The organism is Qipengyuania sp. Mu-71, from assembly GCF_036867055.1.
GTDB lineage: Bacteria > Pseudomonadota > Alphaproteobacteria > Sphingomonadales > Sphingomonadaceae > Qipengyuania > Qipengyuania profunda.
Map to the genome: position 1 here is coordinate 704,947 of NZ_JBAJHR010000001.1, position 17,213 is coordinate 722,159.

Consider the following 17,213-nt stretch of genomic DNA (forward strand, 5'->3'; position numbering starts at 1 on the left):
GTTGCATCGCTCGCGAAATTCGCTATAGCGCCCGCCTTCACCGTCACGGTCGGGATATTCGGGTTCACGCGCTCTTGTGCGGTGCCGGAGCTTCCCCTAGGGCGGCCACCGAAATTGACTGTAATTGTTTGAGGAACAGGTGCCGCCATGGCCGTCCCCAAGAGGAAAGTATCGCCCCACCGCCGCGGCAATCGCCGTGCACATGATTCGCTCAAGGTCGAGGCCCATCATGAGTGCTCGAACTGCGGCGAACTCAAGCGCCCGCACAATCTGTGCTCGCACTGCGGATATTATAACGGCCGCGAAATCATCGCCGTCGGTCTTTAAGACCGTCAGCCAAGCCGGAGAAGCGCCATGAGCCTGCCGCGTATCGCCGTCGATGCGATGGGCGGAGACGAAGGCGTGCGCGTGATGGTCGAAGGCGCCGCGCTGGCGCGTCGGCGTCACGACAAGTTCCAGTTCCTGCTGGTTGGCGATGAAGCGCGCATCAAGGCTGCACTCGACACGCATCCCGGCATGGCCGGGGCGTCCGAAATCCTGCATTGCACCGACGTGGTCGGCGGCGACGAGCTGCCGAGCCGCGCGTTGCGCCGTGCCAAGACCACCAGCATGGGCCTTGCGGTCAATGCGGTGAAGCAGGGCGATGCCGGCGCCGCGGTTTCCGCAGGCAATACCGGCGCGCTGATGGCGATGAGCAAGCTTGCGCTGCGCACCATGCCCGGGCTCGACCGTCCGGCGCTGGCCGCACTGCTCCCGACGCTGACCGACGATGACGTGGTCATGCTCGATCTGGGCGCGAATCGCGAATGCAATGCCCGCAACCTCGTCCAGTTTGCGATCATGGGCGCCGCCTATGCGCGGATCGTCACCGGGCGCGAACGCCCGCGCACCCGCCTGCTCAATATCGGGACCGAGGAAACCAAGGGCACCGAGGACATCCAGGCAGCCGCCGAAGCGCTGCGCGCCGCCACCGGGCTGGCGATGGAATTCGAAGGCTATGTCGAAGCCGACAAGATCAACCGCGGCGAATGCGACGTGGTGGTGTGCGACGGATTTTCGGGCAATATCGCGCTGAAGGCGATCGAGGGCGCGGCGCGCTTCGTCACCGACCTGCTGCGCCAGGCCTTTACCTCCAGCGTCCGTTCGAAAGTCGGTTTCCTGGTCTCGCGACCGGCGACCGAACTGATCCGGCACCATCTTGACCCCAACAATCACAATGGCGCGGTCTTCCTTGGCCTCAACGGCGTGGTGGTCAAAAGCCACGGCAGCGCCAATGCCAAGGGCGTCGCCAATGCGGTCGAAGTCGCGGCGCGCCTGCTGGAGGACGATATCACCAATCGCATCAAGCAGGATCTCGGCGCGATCGAACCATCGAGCGTGGCGGGTAAATGATTCGTTCGGTCATCACCGGCACGGGTTCGGCGCTGCCGCGGACCTGCGTCACGAATGCCGATCTGGCCGACAAGGTCGATACCAGCGACGAGTGGATCGTCGAACGCACCGGCATCCGCCAGCGTTATATCGCCGATCCGGACGAGACCACCAGCACGCTGGCGATCCACGCTGCGCGCAGGGCGCTCGAGGCCGCAGGAGTGGAGGCAAGCGAGATCGGCCTGATCATCCTTGCCACCGCGACGCCCGATCACACCTTCCCCGCCACCGCCACGCAGGTGCAGGCCGCACTCGAATGCGGCGGCGGCGTCGCCTTCGATGTGCAGGCGGTCTGCTCGGGCTTTCTCTATGCGCTCGCCACTGCCGATTCGCTGCTGCGGACCGGCATGGCGACCAAGGCGCTGGTGATCGGCGCCGAAACCTTCAGCCGCATCCTCGACTGGGAGGACCGCACCACCTGCGTCCTGTTCGGCGATGGCGCGGGCGCCGTCGTGCTCGAAGCGCAGGAAGTCGCCGATGACGGTCCGGGTATCCTTGCCAGCCGGCTCCATGCCGATGGCGCGCACAAGGACATGCTCTATGTCGATGGCGGCCCGTCGACCACGGGCACCGTCGGCAAGCTGCGGATGAAGGGGCGCGAGGTGTTCCGCCATGCGGTGGTCAATCTCGCCAATGTGCTCACCGAAGTGCTCGACGAAACCGGCGTCGGCGCGACCGACATCGATTGGGTCGTGCCGCACCAGGCCAATGCCCGCATCCTCGATGCCACCGCGCGCAAGCTCGACCTGCCGCCCGAAAAGGTCGTCGTCACCGTCGACCAGCATGCCAATACCTCCGCCGCTTCGGTCCCGCTCGCGCTCGATACCGCGATGCGCGACGGGCGCATCAAGCCGGGCGATCTGGTGATGTTCGAAGCGATGGGCGGCGGGTTTACCTGGGGCGCTTCGCTCGCCCGGATGTAGCACGGCGCGAAAACGCGGGGCGGGCGATTTGCCAGACTGGCGGCAAACTCCTATATTGCTTGGCGAATCTTCGAATGGGGTCGCATCTCGCTCAGGGTCGCATCTGAGGGGAAGGATAGTATGGATATGATGCGCTCCGTGGGCACGCTCACCCGGGCCGATCTGGCCGAGACGATCAACCGCAAGATGGGGCTCTCGCGCGCCGAATCGCTCGACATGGTCGAAGCGATCCTCGGCAAGATGTGCGATGCGCTGGCGGATGGCGAGAATGTAAAGATTTCGGGCTTCGGCAGCTTCGTACTGCGCGACAAGAAGGAACGCATCGGCCGCAATCCCAAGACCGGGGTCGAAGTGCCGATCACGCCGCGCCGCGTGATGACCTTCCGCGCCAGCCAGCTGCTTAAAGAGCGTATCGCGAACGGCTGAGGACAGACATGGCGACATTCGACGACGGCAAGGAAGCGGGCGCGCTGCGCACCATCGGCGAAGTCGCCAAGGCGACCGGAATCAAGGCGCATGTGCTGCGCTACTGGGAACAGCAATTCCCCATGCTCAAGCCGCTCACCCGCAGCGGCGGACGGCGTTATTACCGCCCCGAAGATGTCGAACTGGTCGAGCGGATCGACCGGCTGGTCAATCTGGAAGGCTATACGCTCAAGGGGGCCAAGGCCGCGCTGCGCGGCGCGCCCGACCCGCAGGCTGCAGCGCAGGCGCAGGTGACCACCGCTTCGGCACCCGTTGTGGATGGCGACCTGCTGGCCCGGTTGAAGGCCATGCGCGCCCAGCTGGTGGCAGCGCTCGACTGACGGGTTCGGCGCGCGCGCGTCAGGCGCTCTGGATCGTCGTCATTCGCGCGGACATCAGTGCATATTCGGTCCGGTTGCGGCCCTGCGCCTTGGCGCGGTAGAGCGCGGTATCCGCATTGTGCAGCGCTTCGTCGAGCGTCTGCTGGCGGTCCATTACCGAAACGCCGAGCGAGGCGGTGGTCACCAGCCCTTCGATTTCCATCTGCTCGGCAATGCCCGCAATCCGGCGGTGCAGCATATCGGTCAGGGCACGGTTTTCGAAGGTCGGTCCGCAGGGCACCATGATCGCGAATTCCTCGCCGCCCAGCCGCGCGGCGAAATGATCCGCGCCGACTTCTTCTTGCAGGACCGTGCGGATCACCCGCCCAATGCGCTTGAGCACCACGTCGCCCACGGCATGGCCATAGCGGTCGTTGATGGTCTTGAAATGGTCGATATCGATCATGATCACCAACCGCTTGGCCCATGGTGCCTGCTTGGTGTGGGCAAAGAATGCGCGGCGGTTGAACAGGCCGGTCAGGCTGTCGTGATCGGCCATGTGCAGCGCGCGTTCGAGCGAAGTACGCAAATCGTCGCTTAGCCGCCGATTCTCGACCAGCAATTGCGCCGCGCGCCTGTGGCTGAAGGTCGAGGCATGCGAATAGGCGATGAAGATCAGGAAGAGGATCGCCATGCCGAGCATCAAGGTCAGTCCGCCGAGTGTGCCGGTGATCACCAGGCCCGCGCCGAACGCGCCGAGAAACCCGATTGCGAATGAGAAAGCCAGCCGCGGGGCGGGCGAGAGCATGGTTGCGATGATGCTCATGCCCACCAGCGTGCCCCCGCCGACCAGCAGGCGCGCGGGATGCAGCGTGGGATAGGCGAGGATCGGGAGCAGGGTGGCCCCCCAGGCCGCACCGCCCACCACCAACGCCGCGGTGAGCAAGTGGTATTCGCGCGCGATCGGGCGGTCTTCTTCCAGCGCCGCGCGCAGGCGCGCGAAAGTGGTGCGCGTGCCGACCATGGCAACCAGCCGGAAGATCAGCGGGAAGACGAAATAAATCGCGGTCGGCAGGAAAATCGCGGCGATGGCAGTGACGATCCAGCAGGACATATTGGCCAGGACCGAACGCTGCTCGGTATCCACCAGTGCCTTGAGGATGGCGCGCTGCACCTCGTCGCGACCGGGCATGGGGGTTGCCTCGGGAAGCTCCCGATCGGTCCGCATCTCCACGAGTGCGCGGTCATCCTTCCTAAATCTTTTCATGGTTGATGAATGTTTAGCGGCGCCGCTTTGGGAGGGGGTTAGCGCGCGCTAAGGGTTTGTCCCTAGGCCAGGGGCCGGAGGGCAGGTTCTTGCCGGCCCCGAGGGGCCGCACCCGGTCACTCCGCCGCGAGCAATTCCTCGGCCCCGCCAAGATCGACGCTGACCAGGCGGCTGACGCCCTTTTCGATCATCGTGACGCCGAACAGGCGGTGCATGCGGCTCATCGTCACCGCATTATGCGTGACGATCAGGTAGCGGGTCTGCGTTTCGCGCGTCATTGCGTCGAGCAGGTCGCAGAAACGGTCGATATTGGCATCGTCGAGCGGTGCATCGACCTCGTCGAGCACGCAGATCGGCGCGGGATTGGTAAGGAACAGCGCGAAGATCAGCGCGGTAGCGGTCAGCGCCTGTTCGCCGCCCGACAGGAGCGTGAGCGATTGCAGCTTCTTGCCCGGCGGCTGCGCGAAGATCTCCAGCCCGGCTTCCAGCGGATCGTCGCTGTCGATCAGCGCCAGATGCGCTTCGCCGCCCTCGAACAGGCGCATGAACAGCCGCTGGAAATGGTCGTTGACCCGTTCGAAGGCAGCCCGCAGCCGTTCGCGGCCTTCGCGGTTGAGATTGCCGATCGACCCGCGCAGCCGACTGACCGCTTCACGCAATTCCTCCTGTTCCTCGACATTCGCGCCATGCTCGCTCTCGATCCGCGCGAGTTCCTCCGATGCGACGAGGTTGACCGGACCGATCCGCTCGCGGCTGGCGGAAAGCCGGTCCATTTCATCGCTCTCGGTCTCGGCCGACTTGATCGCGTCCTCGTCGAATTCGAAGCGCTGCGGCAGCAGCGGGGGCGGGCACTGGAACCGCTCGCCCGAAATCCGTGCCATCTCGATCCGGCGCCCGTCCTGGCTTTCCGCCCGCGCGGACAGGCCGGCGCGGTTCTCGCGCGCTGCGGCCAGCGCCTCGTTGGTCGCGGTGAAGCCGCGGTCGGCCTCCTGCGCCAACGCATTGGCTTCGGCGACCGCCTGCTCGGCTGCGGCCAGCTCGCGGGTCAGGCGCTCGCGTACCTGGTCGCCCTGTTCGATTTCGCGCACCAGCCCCTCGGGCTTGGCAGCGATGACCGCGCGCTCCTGTGTAATTTCCTCGGCGCGGGTTTCCATCTCGGACAGCCGCCGCGCCGCATCGCCGCTGCGTGCCTGCCAATTGGCCATGTCGCTGCGCTGCGCCGAGGCGCGCTCGCGCGCCACCGCCAGTGCCTGGTCGTGCGCCGCCAGCGCGGCAGCGCGCGCTTGCATCGCAGTGCGCGCGGCTTCGTTCTGCGCGCGGGCGGCTTCGAGCGTGGCACGTCCCGCTGCAGGGTCGGGCAACGCATCGCGCTTGGCCTCGGCTGCGGCAAGGTCGGCCTGCGCCGCAGCGACCAGCTCGCCATGCTCGGCCTCGCTCCGGTCCAGTTCTTCGAGCCGCGAGGCGAGCCGTTCGCGCGCGGATTCGGCCTGGTCGAGCGCGCGCAGCGCCTGCCGCTCGGTCTCCGCCGTCCCGGCCAGTTCGCGCTCGGCGGCGACCAGATCGCGCTGCAAGCGCGCCAGTTCCTCGCTTGCCGTGTCCATTGCCGCCTGCGCTGCAGTCGCCGCGTCGCGCAGCGCGGGCAGGCGCGCGTCGAGCTCGGCAAAGCGGTTCTCCGCTTCCAGCCGCGCCGCTTCGGCCGATCCTTCGCCATGCACCACAAGCCCGTCCCAGCGCCGCAACCGCCCATCCATCGTGACCAGCGAGTGCCCCGGGGCGAGCGTGCGCCCATCGTCCGCCTCCGCCACATGCATCAGCGCCAGCGGCGCGCGCAATTCCTCGGGACAGGTCTCGACATGCGCGGAGAGGCTGTCGGCGACGGGCGAGGGGGCAACAGCCCCGGTCCAGTAGCGCCCCTCGGCATCGCCTTCGGGTAGGCCGAGCAATGCCTTGCCGTCGCGCCCCAGCGCCGCTGCGACCGCGCGTTCATAGCCCTTGGCCGCGCGCACGCCGTCGATCGCCTGCTGCCGCCCGCTGCGCTTGGCTGCGGCGCGTTCGCGCGCTTCGCGGTCGCGGGTGAGCGCTTCCCATTCGCGTTGCACGCCCGACAGCTCGGCCCGCGCTTCGGAGAGCGCGGATGCGGCGCTGTCGCGGCTGGCCTGCAGATCGGCCTTGCGCGCCTGCATCTCCTCGAGCGTGCGGCGCCGGTCGGCCAGCGTTTGGGCGGCTTCTTCGGCTGCGGCCTTCGCAGCATCGACATCGGCGTCGGGATCCTCGCCCGCCAGCGCGGCGCGGCGTTCGGCCATCCGGCGCCCTTCCGCCGCAGCGCGGTCGAGCCGGGTCCTGATCTGCGCGATTTCCGCCTCGGCGACGCGCCATTCGGCCTCGACCCCGGCATTGTCGGCAGTCGCGCGCGCCAGCGCGAGTTCGGCGGCGCGGCTATCGCGCTCGGCATCTTCATGCGCGCGTTCGAGCGCGGGCCGCTGTTCTTCATCGCCCGCCAGCGCCTGTTCGCTCGCGGCCAGCTCGCGTTCGAGCCGCGACAGCGCTTCGGCGGCATCCTTGGTCAGCCGGTCGGCTTCGCCGCGGTCGGCCTCGAGCCGTGCCCGCTGCCGGTCGAGATCGGCGAGCCGCTGCTCCGCCGCTTCGAGCTGGCTGCTCAGCGCCGCCATGCGGTGGCCATGCGCGCTGGCATCGTCGCGGCGATCGGCTTGTTCGTCGCGCGCTTCGGCCAGCGCCTCGGCGGCACTGCGCTGCGCCTTCTGCGCCGCATCGGCCTCCTGCTGCGCTTCGGCAACGCGCGCATCGGCCTGCGCGGCGGCTGCCTTGGCTTCCTCCGCCGCCGTGGCGGCCTCGCGCCAGCGCGCGAACACCAGCCGCGCCTCGGCGCTCTTTATCTCGTCCGACAGTTTCTTGTAGCGCTCGGCCTGCTTGGCCTGCCGCCGCAGCGAGGCGATCTGGCTGTCGAGCCCGGCCATGATGTCCTCGAGCCGTTCGAGATTGGTCTCGGTCTGCCGCAGCTTGCTTTCCGCATCGCGGCGGCGGACGTGGAGACCCGCGATCCCCGCGGCTTCCTCGAGCATCTGGCGGCGTTCAGTCGGCTTGGCGGCGATGACCTGCGCGATCTTGCCCTGGCTGACCAGCGCGGGGCTGTGCGCGCCGGTCGCCGCATCGGCGAAGATCAGTGCGACATCCTTGGCGCGCACGTCGCTGCCGTTGAGCCGATAGGCGCTGCCCGCGCCGCGCTCGATCCGGCGGACGACTTCCATCTCGTCGCCGTCATCGTCGGCGCCCTGCAATACGACTTCGGCGAAATCGCGCTGCGGGCGGCTTTGCGTGCCGGCGAAGATGACGTCTTCCATCCCGCCCGAACGCATGGATTTGGGCGAGTTTTCGCCCATCACCCAGCGGATCGCCTCGAGCAGGTTGGATTTGCCGCAGCCATTGGGGCCGACGACTCCCGTCAGCCCCGGCTCGATATGCAAGGTGGCAGGTTCGACGAAGCTCTTGAAGCCGCTCAACCGGAGCTTCGAGATGCGCATCGTCGTCCTGTCCCCCCGGCGCCGGACTTACCTGGCGCCGGCGCGCTGGAGGATGGGTTCCAGCGCCGCCCAGGTGTTGGCATCGACATCGCGGCCGTTCAGCTTGAAGGTCGGCGTGCCCGAGATGTTGTATTCCTGGCTGTAGCGCTGCGTGTGATCGGCCTGTTCCTCGAGCTTGGCGACATCGGCCAGGCACTGGCGGCCCTGATCTTCGCTGATCCCGCGCGCGGCGAAGAAATCGAGATAGCCGAGCTGTTCGGCGGCGACCACGAAGCGTTCCTCCATCGGGCGCTGCATGGCGGCTTCGAAAGCCGCCTGGTTGGTCTGGACCGGCTCCATGATGGATTCGAAATTGCCCCACACCTGGTCCGACAGCGGGATGACCGCGGAGGCGGGGCCGCATTGAGTCAACCGGCCCAACATCAGGTCGATCGGCCCGTGGATCGCGAACTGGCGCAGTTCGAAGCTGACCACGCCGCTGTCGACATATTCCATCAGCGGTTCCGCGCCTTCCATCGAGAAGCGCGCGCAGGTGCCGCAGGTGAGCGAGCCGTATTCGATCAGCTTGAGCGGCGCGTCGGGATTGCCGACCAGCGTGCCACCGTCTTCGGTCATGACCGCGGTGGTGCGCCATTCGCTGCCTTCGGGCGCGGGAATGGCGGCGATCGCTTCGCTTTCGATGTCGCCGGTTTCCTCGGCCGCGGACCCACAGGCGGCGAGCGCCAGGGCGAGCGGGGCGGCAAGGGCGAAACGCAGGGTCTTGGTCATGAATATCCTCGTGTCTGGACTGGAGAAGCTAGGCTCGGGGGTGCAGCCGTGAAAAGGCGGAGGCAGGCGTATCCACAGGGCTTTCCCCCGAAAACCGGTTCGAACGCGGTCAGATGGCGTCCTTGAGCTGCTTTTCGAGCGTGGGCCAGTCGTGCGTACCCTCGAGCAGCTTGCCGTCGAGCACGAAGCTGGGCGTGCCGGTGATGCCATAGCGTTCGGCATCGGCGGCCGAACGGTCGGCCATCGCATTGGCCTTGGCCTCGTCCGACAGGCAGCGGTTCATCTCGGCGCGCGAATAGCCGCGCGTTTCCATGATGTCGTAGAAATCGAGATCGCTGGCGATCGCCTGCAAGCGGGCCGACAGCGAGCCGAACTGCCAGCGCGATTTCTGGGCCTGCGTCGCGGTGCGCGCCTTTTCGATCCATTCGTCATAGCGATAGGTGATCGCTTCGTGATTGCGGCCGAATTTCTTCGGGTCGCCGCAATGCGTGAGCAGTGCCGCGGTCAGATCGACCGGGTCGCGGATCAGATGGCGGATTTCATAGCTGATCTTGCCCGTGGGGACATAGGCCAGCTTGAGCGCGCCATCGCCCCGCCGCGCGAATTGTGCGCAATGCGAGCAGGTGTAGCTCATGAATTCGATGAGCTTGGTCTCGGCGGCGGGATTGCCGAAGCGGTGCCCGCCATCGGTCCGGTCGAGCATGGCCGCCCAATTGCCGCTCGGCAGGACCAGCCGTTCCTGCGCGCTGGCGGTGATCGCCAGCGTTCCGGCCCCGGCCAGCGCCAGTGCGGCCAATGTCAGCTTTTTCTTCGTCACGTGTCCTCATTCCCATTCTCTTGCGACCCCATGCTGCGCGCCAGCGATTCGAGCACGGTGCGCAGTTCGGGGTCGCCGATGTCGCGCAGGCTGTCGCCCAATTCCATCGGAATGGGCTTGAGCGATGGCGGCGCCTTGGGTTTTTCCCTGTCGGGCGGCGGCTTAACCTCGCCTTGCCGCAGCTTGATCCGCGCCACCGCGCGATAGCCGAAGAAGCGGTTCACCCGCTCTATGATCTCGGGCAGCACCTGCTGCACCAGCGGCGCATGCGCGGGTTTGACCACGAGGTGCATGATTCCCTCGGCTTTCTCGCCGGGGGGAAAGCGGATCATCTCGGGCGTGCAGACGCGTGCATGGGTCGGGCCGACGATTTCGGGCCAGCGGCTGACGACCGAGCTCTGGACGAAGCCGAAGCGGCGAAAGGCGCTGCGTCCGATCTGCGGCATCAAATCGCTGATCGGCTTCGCCAAGCCACCGCGCGGGCGGGAATACTGGCGGCCGCGCACGCCCTTGTTCGAGCCCGGCGTGCCGGATCTGGTGGTGTCGCTTCCCATGGTGCGAAAGCTCATGCCATAAGCGCGCCGTGGCCGCTACTGTCTCCGAACATCTGCTCGACTGGTACGATGCGCATGCACGCGACTTGCCGTGGCGCGCGCGGCCCGGTGCTGCGCCTCCCGCCGACGGCAACTGGGCCTATCGCGTATGGCTGTCCGAAGTGATGCTGCAGCAGACCACGGTGGCGGCGGTGAAACCCTATTTCGCAGCCTTCACCACGCGCTGGCCGACGGTCGAAGCGCTCGCCGCCGCGCCCGAGGAGGACGTCATGGCGGCATGGGCGGGGCTTGGCTATTACTCGCGCGCCCGCAATCTGGTGCGATGCGCCCGCGCCGTGGCGCAGCGCGGCGGGTTTCCGCAGACCGAAGCGGTATTGCGCGAATTGCCCGGGCTGGGCGCCTATACCGCGGCGGCGGTGGCGGCGATCGCCTTCGGGCAGCGCGCGGTGGTGGTCGATGCCAATGTCGAACGGGTGGTCGCGCGGCTGTTCGCGATCGAGGCGCCGCTGCCGGGCGCGCGCAAGCCGATCCGCGTAGCCGCCGATGCGATCACGCCCGATGACCGCGCGGGCGATTTCGCGCAGGCGATGATGGATCTGGGCGCGACGATCTGCACCTCGCGCGATCCCAAGTGCCTGCTGTGCCCGCTCAGCCAGGCCTGCCGGGGCCGTGCGGCGGGCGATCCGGCGCGGTTGCCGGTCAAGGCGCCGAAGAAGCCCAAGCCGCTGCGGCAGGGGCAGGCCTACTGGATCGAGCGCGACGGCGCGGTGTGGCTGGTGAAACGCGCGGGCACCGGCATGCTCGGCGGAATGCGCGCGCTGCCCGATGACGGCTGGAGCGCGCGCGGCGACGGATCGGGCGAGCCGCCGTTACAGGGCGTGTGGGAAAGCGCGGGGCTGGTGCGTCACACCTTCACGCATTTCGCGCTCGAACTGTCGGTGCAAATCCAGCGCGATGCACCGGCGGTCGGGGGTAGCGGCGAATGGTGGCCGCTCGACCGCCTCGACGAAGCGGGGCTGCCGACATTGTTTGCCAAGGCCGCGCGGCTGGCGCTGGCGGATTAGATAAACCCGCCGCCCAGTGACAGGCGGATCGCCGCGATCAGCAGCACGACGATGCAGAAATTGCGCCCGCCATTGCTCGACGACATCTGCCCTACCAGAATGCCCACCACGATCAGCGGGAGCGCGAACCAATTGGCCCAGCCGAGCAGCGGAATGGTCGCCGGAATGACGATTACGAGCGAGACGATCCCGAACAGGATGGAGAGGATGTTGAGCATGTGTTCTACATAGATAGGACACCGCGCTTTGACAACCGTTTCGATTCGCAATTGACGCTCCCGCATGCGTCCCGCACAAACGCGCGCACATACAGATACGGAGAGATACGCATGGCCTTTCGCGAGTTCGACACCCCCCAGGTCTCCCGCCGTGCGCTCCTGCGCGGGGGCGCGTGGCTTACCGCCGGCGCGGCGCTGGCGGGCAATCCGATGGGCCGCATGGCGCTGGCGCAGGGCGGCGCGGCGAACTGGCAGGCGGTCACCGCGATGGTCGACAAATACGTGTCGGAGCGCAAGGTCGCGAACATGGTCGCCACGCTCGGCTGGGGCGCGCGCGATCCGCAATATATCGCCCGCGGCACGCTCGCACTCGGCGGCCCGGTCAAGGCCGATGCCGACAGCCTCTATCGCATCTATTCCATGACCAAGCCGATCACCGGTATGGCCGCGATGATGCTGATCGACGAGGGCCGACTGCGGCTCGACCAGCCGATTGCCGAACTGCTACCCGCCTATGCCAATATGCAGGTGCAGAAGACCTATGACGGGTCGATCACCGATGTCGTTCCGGCGGAACGGCCGATCACCGTGCGCCAATTGCTCACGCATACCGCTGGACTTGGTTATGGCATCGTCCAGAAGGGGCCGATCACCAAGGCCTATACCGATCAGGGGCTGATCCCCGGACAGGTGAGCCGCATCCCGATCCCCGGGATCGGCCGCGCAACCCCGGTCGAGGGGCTCGATGTCTTCGCCGACCGGCTCGCCAAGCTGCCGCTGGTGCTGCAGCCGGGCAGCAAGTGGAGCTATTCGGTCAGTCTCGACCTGCTCGGCCGCGTGATCGAAGTCGCCTCGGGCATGGCGTTCGACGAATTCCTGCATAAGCGAATCTTCGAACCCGCGGGCATGACCAGCACCTGGTTCACCGTCCCCGCAAGCGAAGTCGGGCGCTTCACCACCAATTACGGCATCATGAATGGCACGCCGATCCCGATGGATCCGGCCAAGGCGTCGATCTATCTCGACAAGCCGCCGTTCCCCTTCGGCGGCGCGGGGCTGGTGTCGAGCCCGCGCGATTACGACCGCTTCCTCAAGATGCTGCTCGGCTACGGCGTGATCGAGGGCAGGCGCGTGATGGGCGAGCTGGCGGTGCGCGTGGGCACCTCCAACCTGCTGCCCGAAACCGCCACCACCGAAGGCACCTGGGTCGAAGGCCAGGGTTTCGGCGCGGGCGGACGCGTGACCGACGGCGCTTACGGCTGGGGCGGCGCGGCAGGCACGGTCGCTTTCGTCAATTACAAGGCCGGGCTGCGCGCCAATCTGATGACCCAGTACATGCCGTCGGACAGCTATCCCATTCACGAAGGTTTCCCCGAAGCGGTGACCGCAGATCTGGCCGCGATGCAGGGGGCTAAGGCGTAAACCGTGCTGTCGTTTACCGGGTCGCGGCTCGACCGCGCCGATCACGTCCGCGCCGATCCCGAACGGCTCGCCGGCTGCATGAACTGGAAGGCGCGGGTGCTCACGCTCGACGGGCTGATGCCGTCGCTCGACGATGCCAATCGGCTGGTCTGGGGCACGCTCGCCGATGTACCCGAGGATGCCGAATTGTGCTTCCTCGGGCTGGATGAGGGCAAGGCCTGCTTCGCCGCGGTCCCGCCGCGCGGCGATGCGACCCCGCGCATGGCGAACCCGCAGCTGTGGTCGCTGATGTCCACGCTGCAACCCGACGATCTGGCGATATATGGCGGCGCGCGCAGCCTTGCCGACTGGCACGCACGGCACCGTTTCTGCGCGCAGTGCGGCGGCGACACCAAGCTCGCCAAGGGCGGCTGGCAGCGCAATTGCACTGCCTGCGAAGCCAGCCACTTCCCGCGCACCGACCCGGTCACGATCATGCTGGTGGAACATGAAGGCCGGCTGATGCTGGGGCGCGGGCTGGGCTGGCCCGAGGGGCGCTTTTCCGCGCTCGCGGGCTTCGTCGAACCGGGCGAAAGCATCGAGGAAGGCGTCGCGCGCGAAGTGCTCGAGGAAGCGGGCGTGCGCGTGCGCGACGTGACCTATGTCGCCAGCCAGCCATGGCCCTTTCCCAGCCAGCTGATGATCGGCTGCCACAGCCATGCCGACAGCGACGAACTGACGATCGACGAGACCGAAATGGCCGAAGTCGAGTTTTTCACGCGCGAACAGGTCGGTGCGGCGCTGGAAGGGAACGGTCCCTTCGTCGCCCCGCCGCCGCATGCTATAGCGCATCACCTGCTGCAGTGGTGGATGGAAAGATGAGCGAACCCAGAACCTTGCGGATCGATATCTGGTCCGATGTCATGTGCCCGTGGTGCCTCGTCGGCTGGGGCAGCCTGCAGAAGGGTCTCGCGCAGCTCGAGGGCGAGATCGAGGCGGATATCCGCTGGCATGCCTTCGAGCTCAATCCAGACATGCCGCCCGAGGGCGAGGAAAGCACAGCGCACATAGCGCGCAAATATGGCTCGACCCTCGAGCAGTCCAAGGCGGTGCAGGGGCGCATGCGCGAAGCGGCGCAAAACGCGGGCGTATCGCTCGATTACCAAGGCGGCGATCCCGAACCGCCGCGGTGGATGTGGAACACCTTCGATGCGCACAAGCTGCTGACCTGGGCGGGCGAGGCGCACGGCCCGGAAAAACAGACCGAGCTCAAGCTCGCCTTGTTCGAAGCGCATTTCAACCAGCGGCGCCAGATCGGCGACCACGCGGTTCTGCTCGACGTGGCGGACAGCGTCGGTCTCGACCGCGCAGCAGCCGAAGCCGCACTGGCAAGCGAGGAATGGGCGCACAAGGTCCGCGCCGAGGAACGCGCGGCGTGGGATTTCAACATCACCGGCGTGCCGGCGATGATCGTGGAAAACAAGTTCATGATCCCCGGCGCGCAGCCACCCGAAGCCTATGCCGACGCGCTGCGCCGGGTGGCACAGAAGACCGCCGCCTGAACGCAAACGCCCCGCCGGTGAGGGCGGGGCGCTCGGTCATCGGTCGCGTCTGAAAGCTCAGCCGCGCGAATCCTGGATGGCAGACAGCGTCTTGTCGCCCTTCTGCGCGTCCTGCGCGGGATTGTCCGAACCCGTTTCGGGCTCGCGGTTTGCGGGATCGGTCGCGCGGTTGAGTTCACCCCGCTTGCCGACCTGGCGATTGACTTCGCCGCCGGCCGAGCCCTGCTGCGAGGGGGTCGCATTCTCGGTCATCTCGGCGATCAGTTCGTTGTCGGGATGGCGTGATTGGCGTTCGGGCATATGCGTTTCTCCTTTGCCCAACCAACGGGGCGGCCCGCCCTGATGTTCCGAGATTGGGCGGGTCAGGCGGCCCGTACCGAGTGGACGAACCCGCGCGAACTCGCATCGAGCGCGCGGGCGGTCCCGTCGAGTTGGTCGGCTGAGGTCAGCACCTGTTCGGCCGCCGCGCCGGTGCCGCGCGCCATGTCGCCGATCTGCGCCAGATTGCTTCCCACCGCATCGACGCCATTGGCGGCGAGGTCGAGATTATGGGCCAGCTCGCGGCTCGACAGCGATTGCTCGTCCACCGCCTGCGCGATCGCGGTGGCGGTCATCTCGACCTCGCGAATGCGTTCGCCGATGCGTGCCAGCGCCTCCACGCTTTCGCGCGTCACCACCTGCATACCGACGATCCGGCGGCCGACGTCGCCCGTCGCCTCGCGCGTCTGCCGTGCCAGCTCCTTGACCTCGCTCGCCACCACCGCGAAGCCGCGTCCGGCCTCGCCGCCGCGCGCCGCCTCGATCGAGGCGTTGAGCGCGAGCAAATTGGTGCGGTCGGCAATCGCGCCGATCATGTCGACCACTTCGCCGATCTCCTCCGCCACATTGGCAAGGTCGGCCATCTTGCGGTCGGCCACTTCGGTGGTCTGGCGTGCATCCTGCACCACGCCCGCCGAATTGCCCGCCTGCCGCCCGATCTCGGCGATCGACATGGCGAACTGGTCGCTGGCGGAGGCGGCCGCGGTCACCCCGACCTGCGTTTCGGCCATGTCGCGCGAAACCTGTTCGACGAAACCGATGGTGCGCGTCGCGGCGCCGGCCATGTCGGTCGAAGTTGCCTGCAGCTCGCGCGCGGCCTGCGCCACGCTGCCCACCGCTTCGCCCACGCCGCCCTGGAAATTGTCGACCAGCCGCCGCAGCACTGCATTCTGCTCGGTGCGTGCCTTGCGCTGCAGTTCGGCCAGCGCATCGGCGCTTTCGCGGAACACTACCAGCGCGCGCGCCATTTCGCCAATTTCGTCCTCGCGGCCCGTAGCGGGGATTTCGATCGACCGGTCGCCGCGCGCCAGCCGCGTCATCGCGCCGGTGATCTCGGACAAGGAGCCGGAGACCTGCCGCGACAGGCCGCGCGCGCCGGCGATCACCAGCACGATGCAGCCCGCGATCATCGTCAGCGCCAGCACGATCGCCCATGTGCCCAGCGTATCCAGCGCCTGCTGCGCGGCATCGGCCTGCAGCCGCAGCGTGGTTTCGATCTCTTCGGCCTGCTGGGCAAGCTGGCTGCCCGAAATGTCGATCGCACCGGCCAGCGCGTCACCCGTGGGCGAGGGGCCATGCGCATTGATCGAGGCCTGCAGCGCGCGCAGTTCGGGCGCGAACCCCTCGACCTGCGTCACCAGCCATTCCATCTGTTCGCGCGACTGGCTGCCGCCGCCGTCGAGCGCGATCGTGGCGTCGATCTCGCTGCGCGCCTGGTCGAGCGTGGCAAAGGCCGAGGCGATCATCCGGGCCTCGCCCTCCGCCGCATAGCGCGAGGCGAAATAGCGGCTTTCGGCGATCGAGGTTGCCAGTTGCGAGGCCGCCAGCGCGCGCGAGGCGCTGACCGAAGCATCGCCCGCACGCGTCGACAGCACCGCCAGAGTGCCGCCCAGCAGTAGGCCCAGCAGCGTGAGAATCAGCGTGAAGGAGATCGCGAAGATCCGCACCTTGCCCGCGATGCTCGCGCGCATGTGCGCTAACCGGCCAGCCAGCCGGCGACGCGGCGCGGGGCGCTCATCGGCGGGCGGGGGCAAGGCGGCGGCGGGCTCGGCGGGCGGCTGCTCGCTATCGGCTGCACGAGCGAAAGCGTGGACGAAATTCGGCTGGGCGGTCATCGGGGGAAGCCATGTGATTGGTGATGGCGCCCGATTACGCGCCAGCCCTTACCAAGGCGTAAACCATGACACGAAAAAGCCTATAAAACCAATGACTTAATTCAGAAACGTCGCGGTCGCGTCGATGTCATAAAGCTTTGAATTCAGGCATTTGCATGATGAAGCACGATTTTCAGATCAAGCCCAGTCGTTCGAGCTTGCCCGCCAGCTTGCCGGGCAGCGCATCGCCGATGTCTTCGCCCGGCGCCAGGTCGCGCGGAACCTCGCCCTTGAGATAGCGCCAGCCCTGGTGCGCACGCTTGGGGCGCGGGTGGACGCGGACCAGTACCGGTTCGAGGTCGATCGACCAGCGCCCGTCGGGGGTTTCGCTGAACCCCAGTATCTCGCTGCGCGCGACGATGCTGTGCTGGTGGATCCAGAACAGCGACCCGCCGATGCACTGTTCCCACTTGGTCGGGCGATAACGCGTGGTGAGGTTTGGGCTGCGCCGCGCGGCATACCAGTTCTCGATATCGGCATAGCTCTGCGCACCGAAGGCGATCTTGGTCAGGTTGAGCGGCATGGGGGTGAGATAGGGGATACCAGCGAAACCTCAACTCCCCCGTCGCCCCGGACCTGATCCGGGGCCGGTGCTTCTTTTCATCGGATGCGGGCGAGGCCAGGCAGCCCCGAACCCGGATCAGGTCCGGGGTGACGTGATGGGGACGGCAAAGTCACCACTTTCCTACATC

The 17,213-nt window shown here is 67.1% G+C and carries 18 protein-coding genes; 9 read left to right on the forward strand and 9 right to left on the reverse strand.

Annotation, left to right across the window (positions count from 1 at the left end):
* Positions 1–147: 147 nt before the first annotated feature.
* From rpmF to V6B15_RS03535, 5 genes are all read left to right on the forward strand, one after another.
* A complete protein-coding gene (rpmF, locus tag V6B15_RS03515; protein ID WP_253523415.1) occupies positions 148–327 on the forward strand; it encodes a 50S ribosomal protein L32 in 180 nt (59 codons plus the stop codon).
* 27 nt (positions 328–354) lie between these two features.
* Positions 355–1,392 carry a phosphate acyltransferase PlsX gene (gene plsX, locus V6B15_RS03520; RefSeq protein ID WP_253523418.1) on the forward strand — a complete coding sequence of 346 codons (1,038 nt, stop codon included), beginning with the start codon at positions 355–357 and terminating at the stop codon, positions 1,390–1,392.
* Complete coding sequence (locus V6B15_RS03525; RefSeq protein WP_334200052.1) at positions 1,389–2,354, forward strand: beta-ketoacyl-ACP synthase III; 966 nt, start codon at positions 1,389–1,391, stop codon at positions 2,352–2,354. Before plsX ends, V6B15_RS03525 begins: the two co-directional genes overlap by 4 nt.
* A 126-nt stretch (positions 2,355–2,480) precedes the next feature.
* The gene (locus tag V6B15_RS03530; RefSeq protein ID WP_197458094.1) at positions 2,481–2,780 is read left to right on the forward strand and encodes an integration host factor subunit alpha; all 300 of its coding nucleotides are present in this window, start codon (positions 2,481–2,483) and stop codon (positions 2,778–2,780) included.
* A gap of 8 nt (positions 2,781–2,788) precedes the next feature.
* On the forward strand, positions 2,789–3,160 hold the full coding sequence (locus V6B15_RS03535) for a MerR family transcriptional regulator (protein WP_334200053.1): 372 nt from the start codon (positions 2,789–2,791) through the stop codon (positions 3,158–3,160).
* A gap of 19 nt (positions 3,161–3,179) precedes the next feature.
* On the opposite strand, the gene V6B15_RS03540 is transcribed toward V6B15_RS03535, so the two are convergent.
* The 5 genes from V6B15_RS03540 to V6B15_RS03560 form a co-directional block, all read right to left on the reverse strand.
* Positions 3,180–4,406, reverse strand: coding sequence for a GGDEF domain-containing protein (locus tag V6B15_RS03540; protein WP_334200054.1), 1,227 nt, complete (start codon positions 4,404–4,406; stop codon positions 3,180–3,182).
* 116 nt (positions 4,407–4,522) lie between these two features.
* Complete coding sequence (locus V6B15_RS03545; RefSeq protein ID WP_334200055.1) at positions 4,523–7,945, reverse strand: chromosome segregation SMC family protein; 3,423 nt, start codon at positions 7,943–7,945, stop codon at positions 4,523–4,525.
* Positions 7,946–7,972: 27 nt separating this feature from the next.
* Positions 7,973–8,713, reverse strand: coding sequence for a thioredoxin domain-containing protein (locus V6B15_RS03550; protein ID WP_253514923.1), 741 nt, complete (start codon positions 8,711–8,713; stop codon positions 7,973–7,975).
* Positions 8,714–8,822: 109 nt separating this feature from the next.
* Complete coding sequence (locus tag V6B15_RS03555; RefSeq protein WP_334200056.1) at positions 8,823–9,530, reverse strand: thioredoxin domain-containing protein; 708 nt, start codon at positions 9,528–9,530, stop codon at positions 8,823–8,825.
* Complete coding sequence (locus tag V6B15_RS03560; protein ID WP_442969002.1) at positions 9,527–10,099, reverse strand: DUF721 domain-containing protein; 573 nt, start codon at positions 10,097–10,099, stop codon at positions 9,527–9,529. The genes V6B15_RS03555 and V6B15_RS03560 overlap by 4 nt, the downstream gene beginning before the upstream one ends.
* Positions 10,100–10,113: 14 nt before the next feature.
* Between V6B15_RS03560 and V6B15_RS03565 the strand changes: the two genes are divergently transcribed.
* The gene (locus tag V6B15_RS03565) at positions 10,114–11,148 is read left to right on the forward strand and encodes an A/G-specific adenine glycosylase (protein ID WP_334200057.1); all 1,035 of its coding nucleotides are present in this window, start codon (positions 10,114–10,116) and stop codon (positions 11,146–11,148) included.
* On the opposite strand, the gene V6B15_RS03570 is transcribed toward V6B15_RS03565, so the two are convergent.
* Positions 11,145–11,366, reverse strand: a complete 222-nt coding sequence (locus V6B15_RS03570; RefSeq protein ID WP_334200058.1) for a hypothetical protein — start codon at positions 11,364–11,366, stop codon at positions 11,145–11,147. The two genes, V6B15_RS03565 and V6B15_RS03570, sit on opposite strands and share 4 nt — an antisense overlap.
* A 111-nt stretch (positions 11,367–11,477) precedes the next feature.
* Between V6B15_RS03570 and V6B15_RS03575 the strand changes: the two genes are divergently transcribed.
* The 3 genes from V6B15_RS03575 to V6B15_RS03585 all read left to right on the forward strand — a co-directional run bounded on the left by V6B15_RS03575 (position 11,478) and on the right by V6B15_RS03585 (position 14,329).
* On the forward strand, positions 11,478–12,788 hold the full coding sequence (locus V6B15_RS03575) for a serine hydrolase domain-containing protein (protein WP_334200059.1): 1,311 nt from the start codon (positions 11,478–11,480) through the stop codon (positions 12,786–12,788).
* Positions 12,789–12,866: 78 nt separating this feature from the next.
* A complete protein-coding gene (gene nudC, locus V6B15_RS03580) occupies positions 12,867–13,649 on the forward strand; it encodes an NAD(+) diphosphatase (RefSeq protein WP_334201321.1) in 783 nt (260 codons plus the stop codon).
* Positions 13,646–14,329 (forward strand): DsbA family oxidoreductase, encoded by a 684-nt coding sequence (locus tag V6B15_RS03585; RefSeq protein ID WP_334200060.1) that lies wholly within the window; start codon positions 13,646–13,648, stop codon positions 14,327–14,329. The genes nudC and V6B15_RS03585 overlap by 4 nt, the downstream gene beginning before the upstream one ends.
* 57 nt (positions 14,330–14,386) lie before the next feature.
* On the opposite strand, the gene V6B15_RS03590 is transcribed toward V6B15_RS03585, so the two are convergent.
* From V6B15_RS03590 to V6B15_RS03600, 3 genes are all read right to left on the reverse strand, one after another.
* On the reverse strand, positions 14,387–14,629 hold the full coding sequence (locus V6B15_RS03590; RefSeq protein ID WP_330767237.1) for a hypothetical protein: 243 nt from the start codon (positions 14,627–14,629) through the stop codon (positions 14,387–14,389).
* Positions 14,630–14,691: 62 nt separating this feature from the next.
* Positions 14,692–16,482, reverse strand: coding sequence for a methyl-accepting chemotaxis protein (locus V6B15_RS03595; RefSeq protein ID WP_334200061.1), 1,791 nt, complete (start codon positions 16,480–16,482; stop codon positions 14,692–14,694).
* Between the two features lie 172 nt (positions 16,483–16,654).
* The gene (locus tag V6B15_RS03600) at positions 16,655–17,044 is read right to left on the reverse strand and encodes a DUF1489 family protein (protein WP_253514930.1); all 390 of its coding nucleotides are present in this window, start codon (positions 17,042–17,044) and stop codon (positions 16,655–16,657) included.
* Positions 17,045–17,213: the final 169 nt, after the last annotated feature.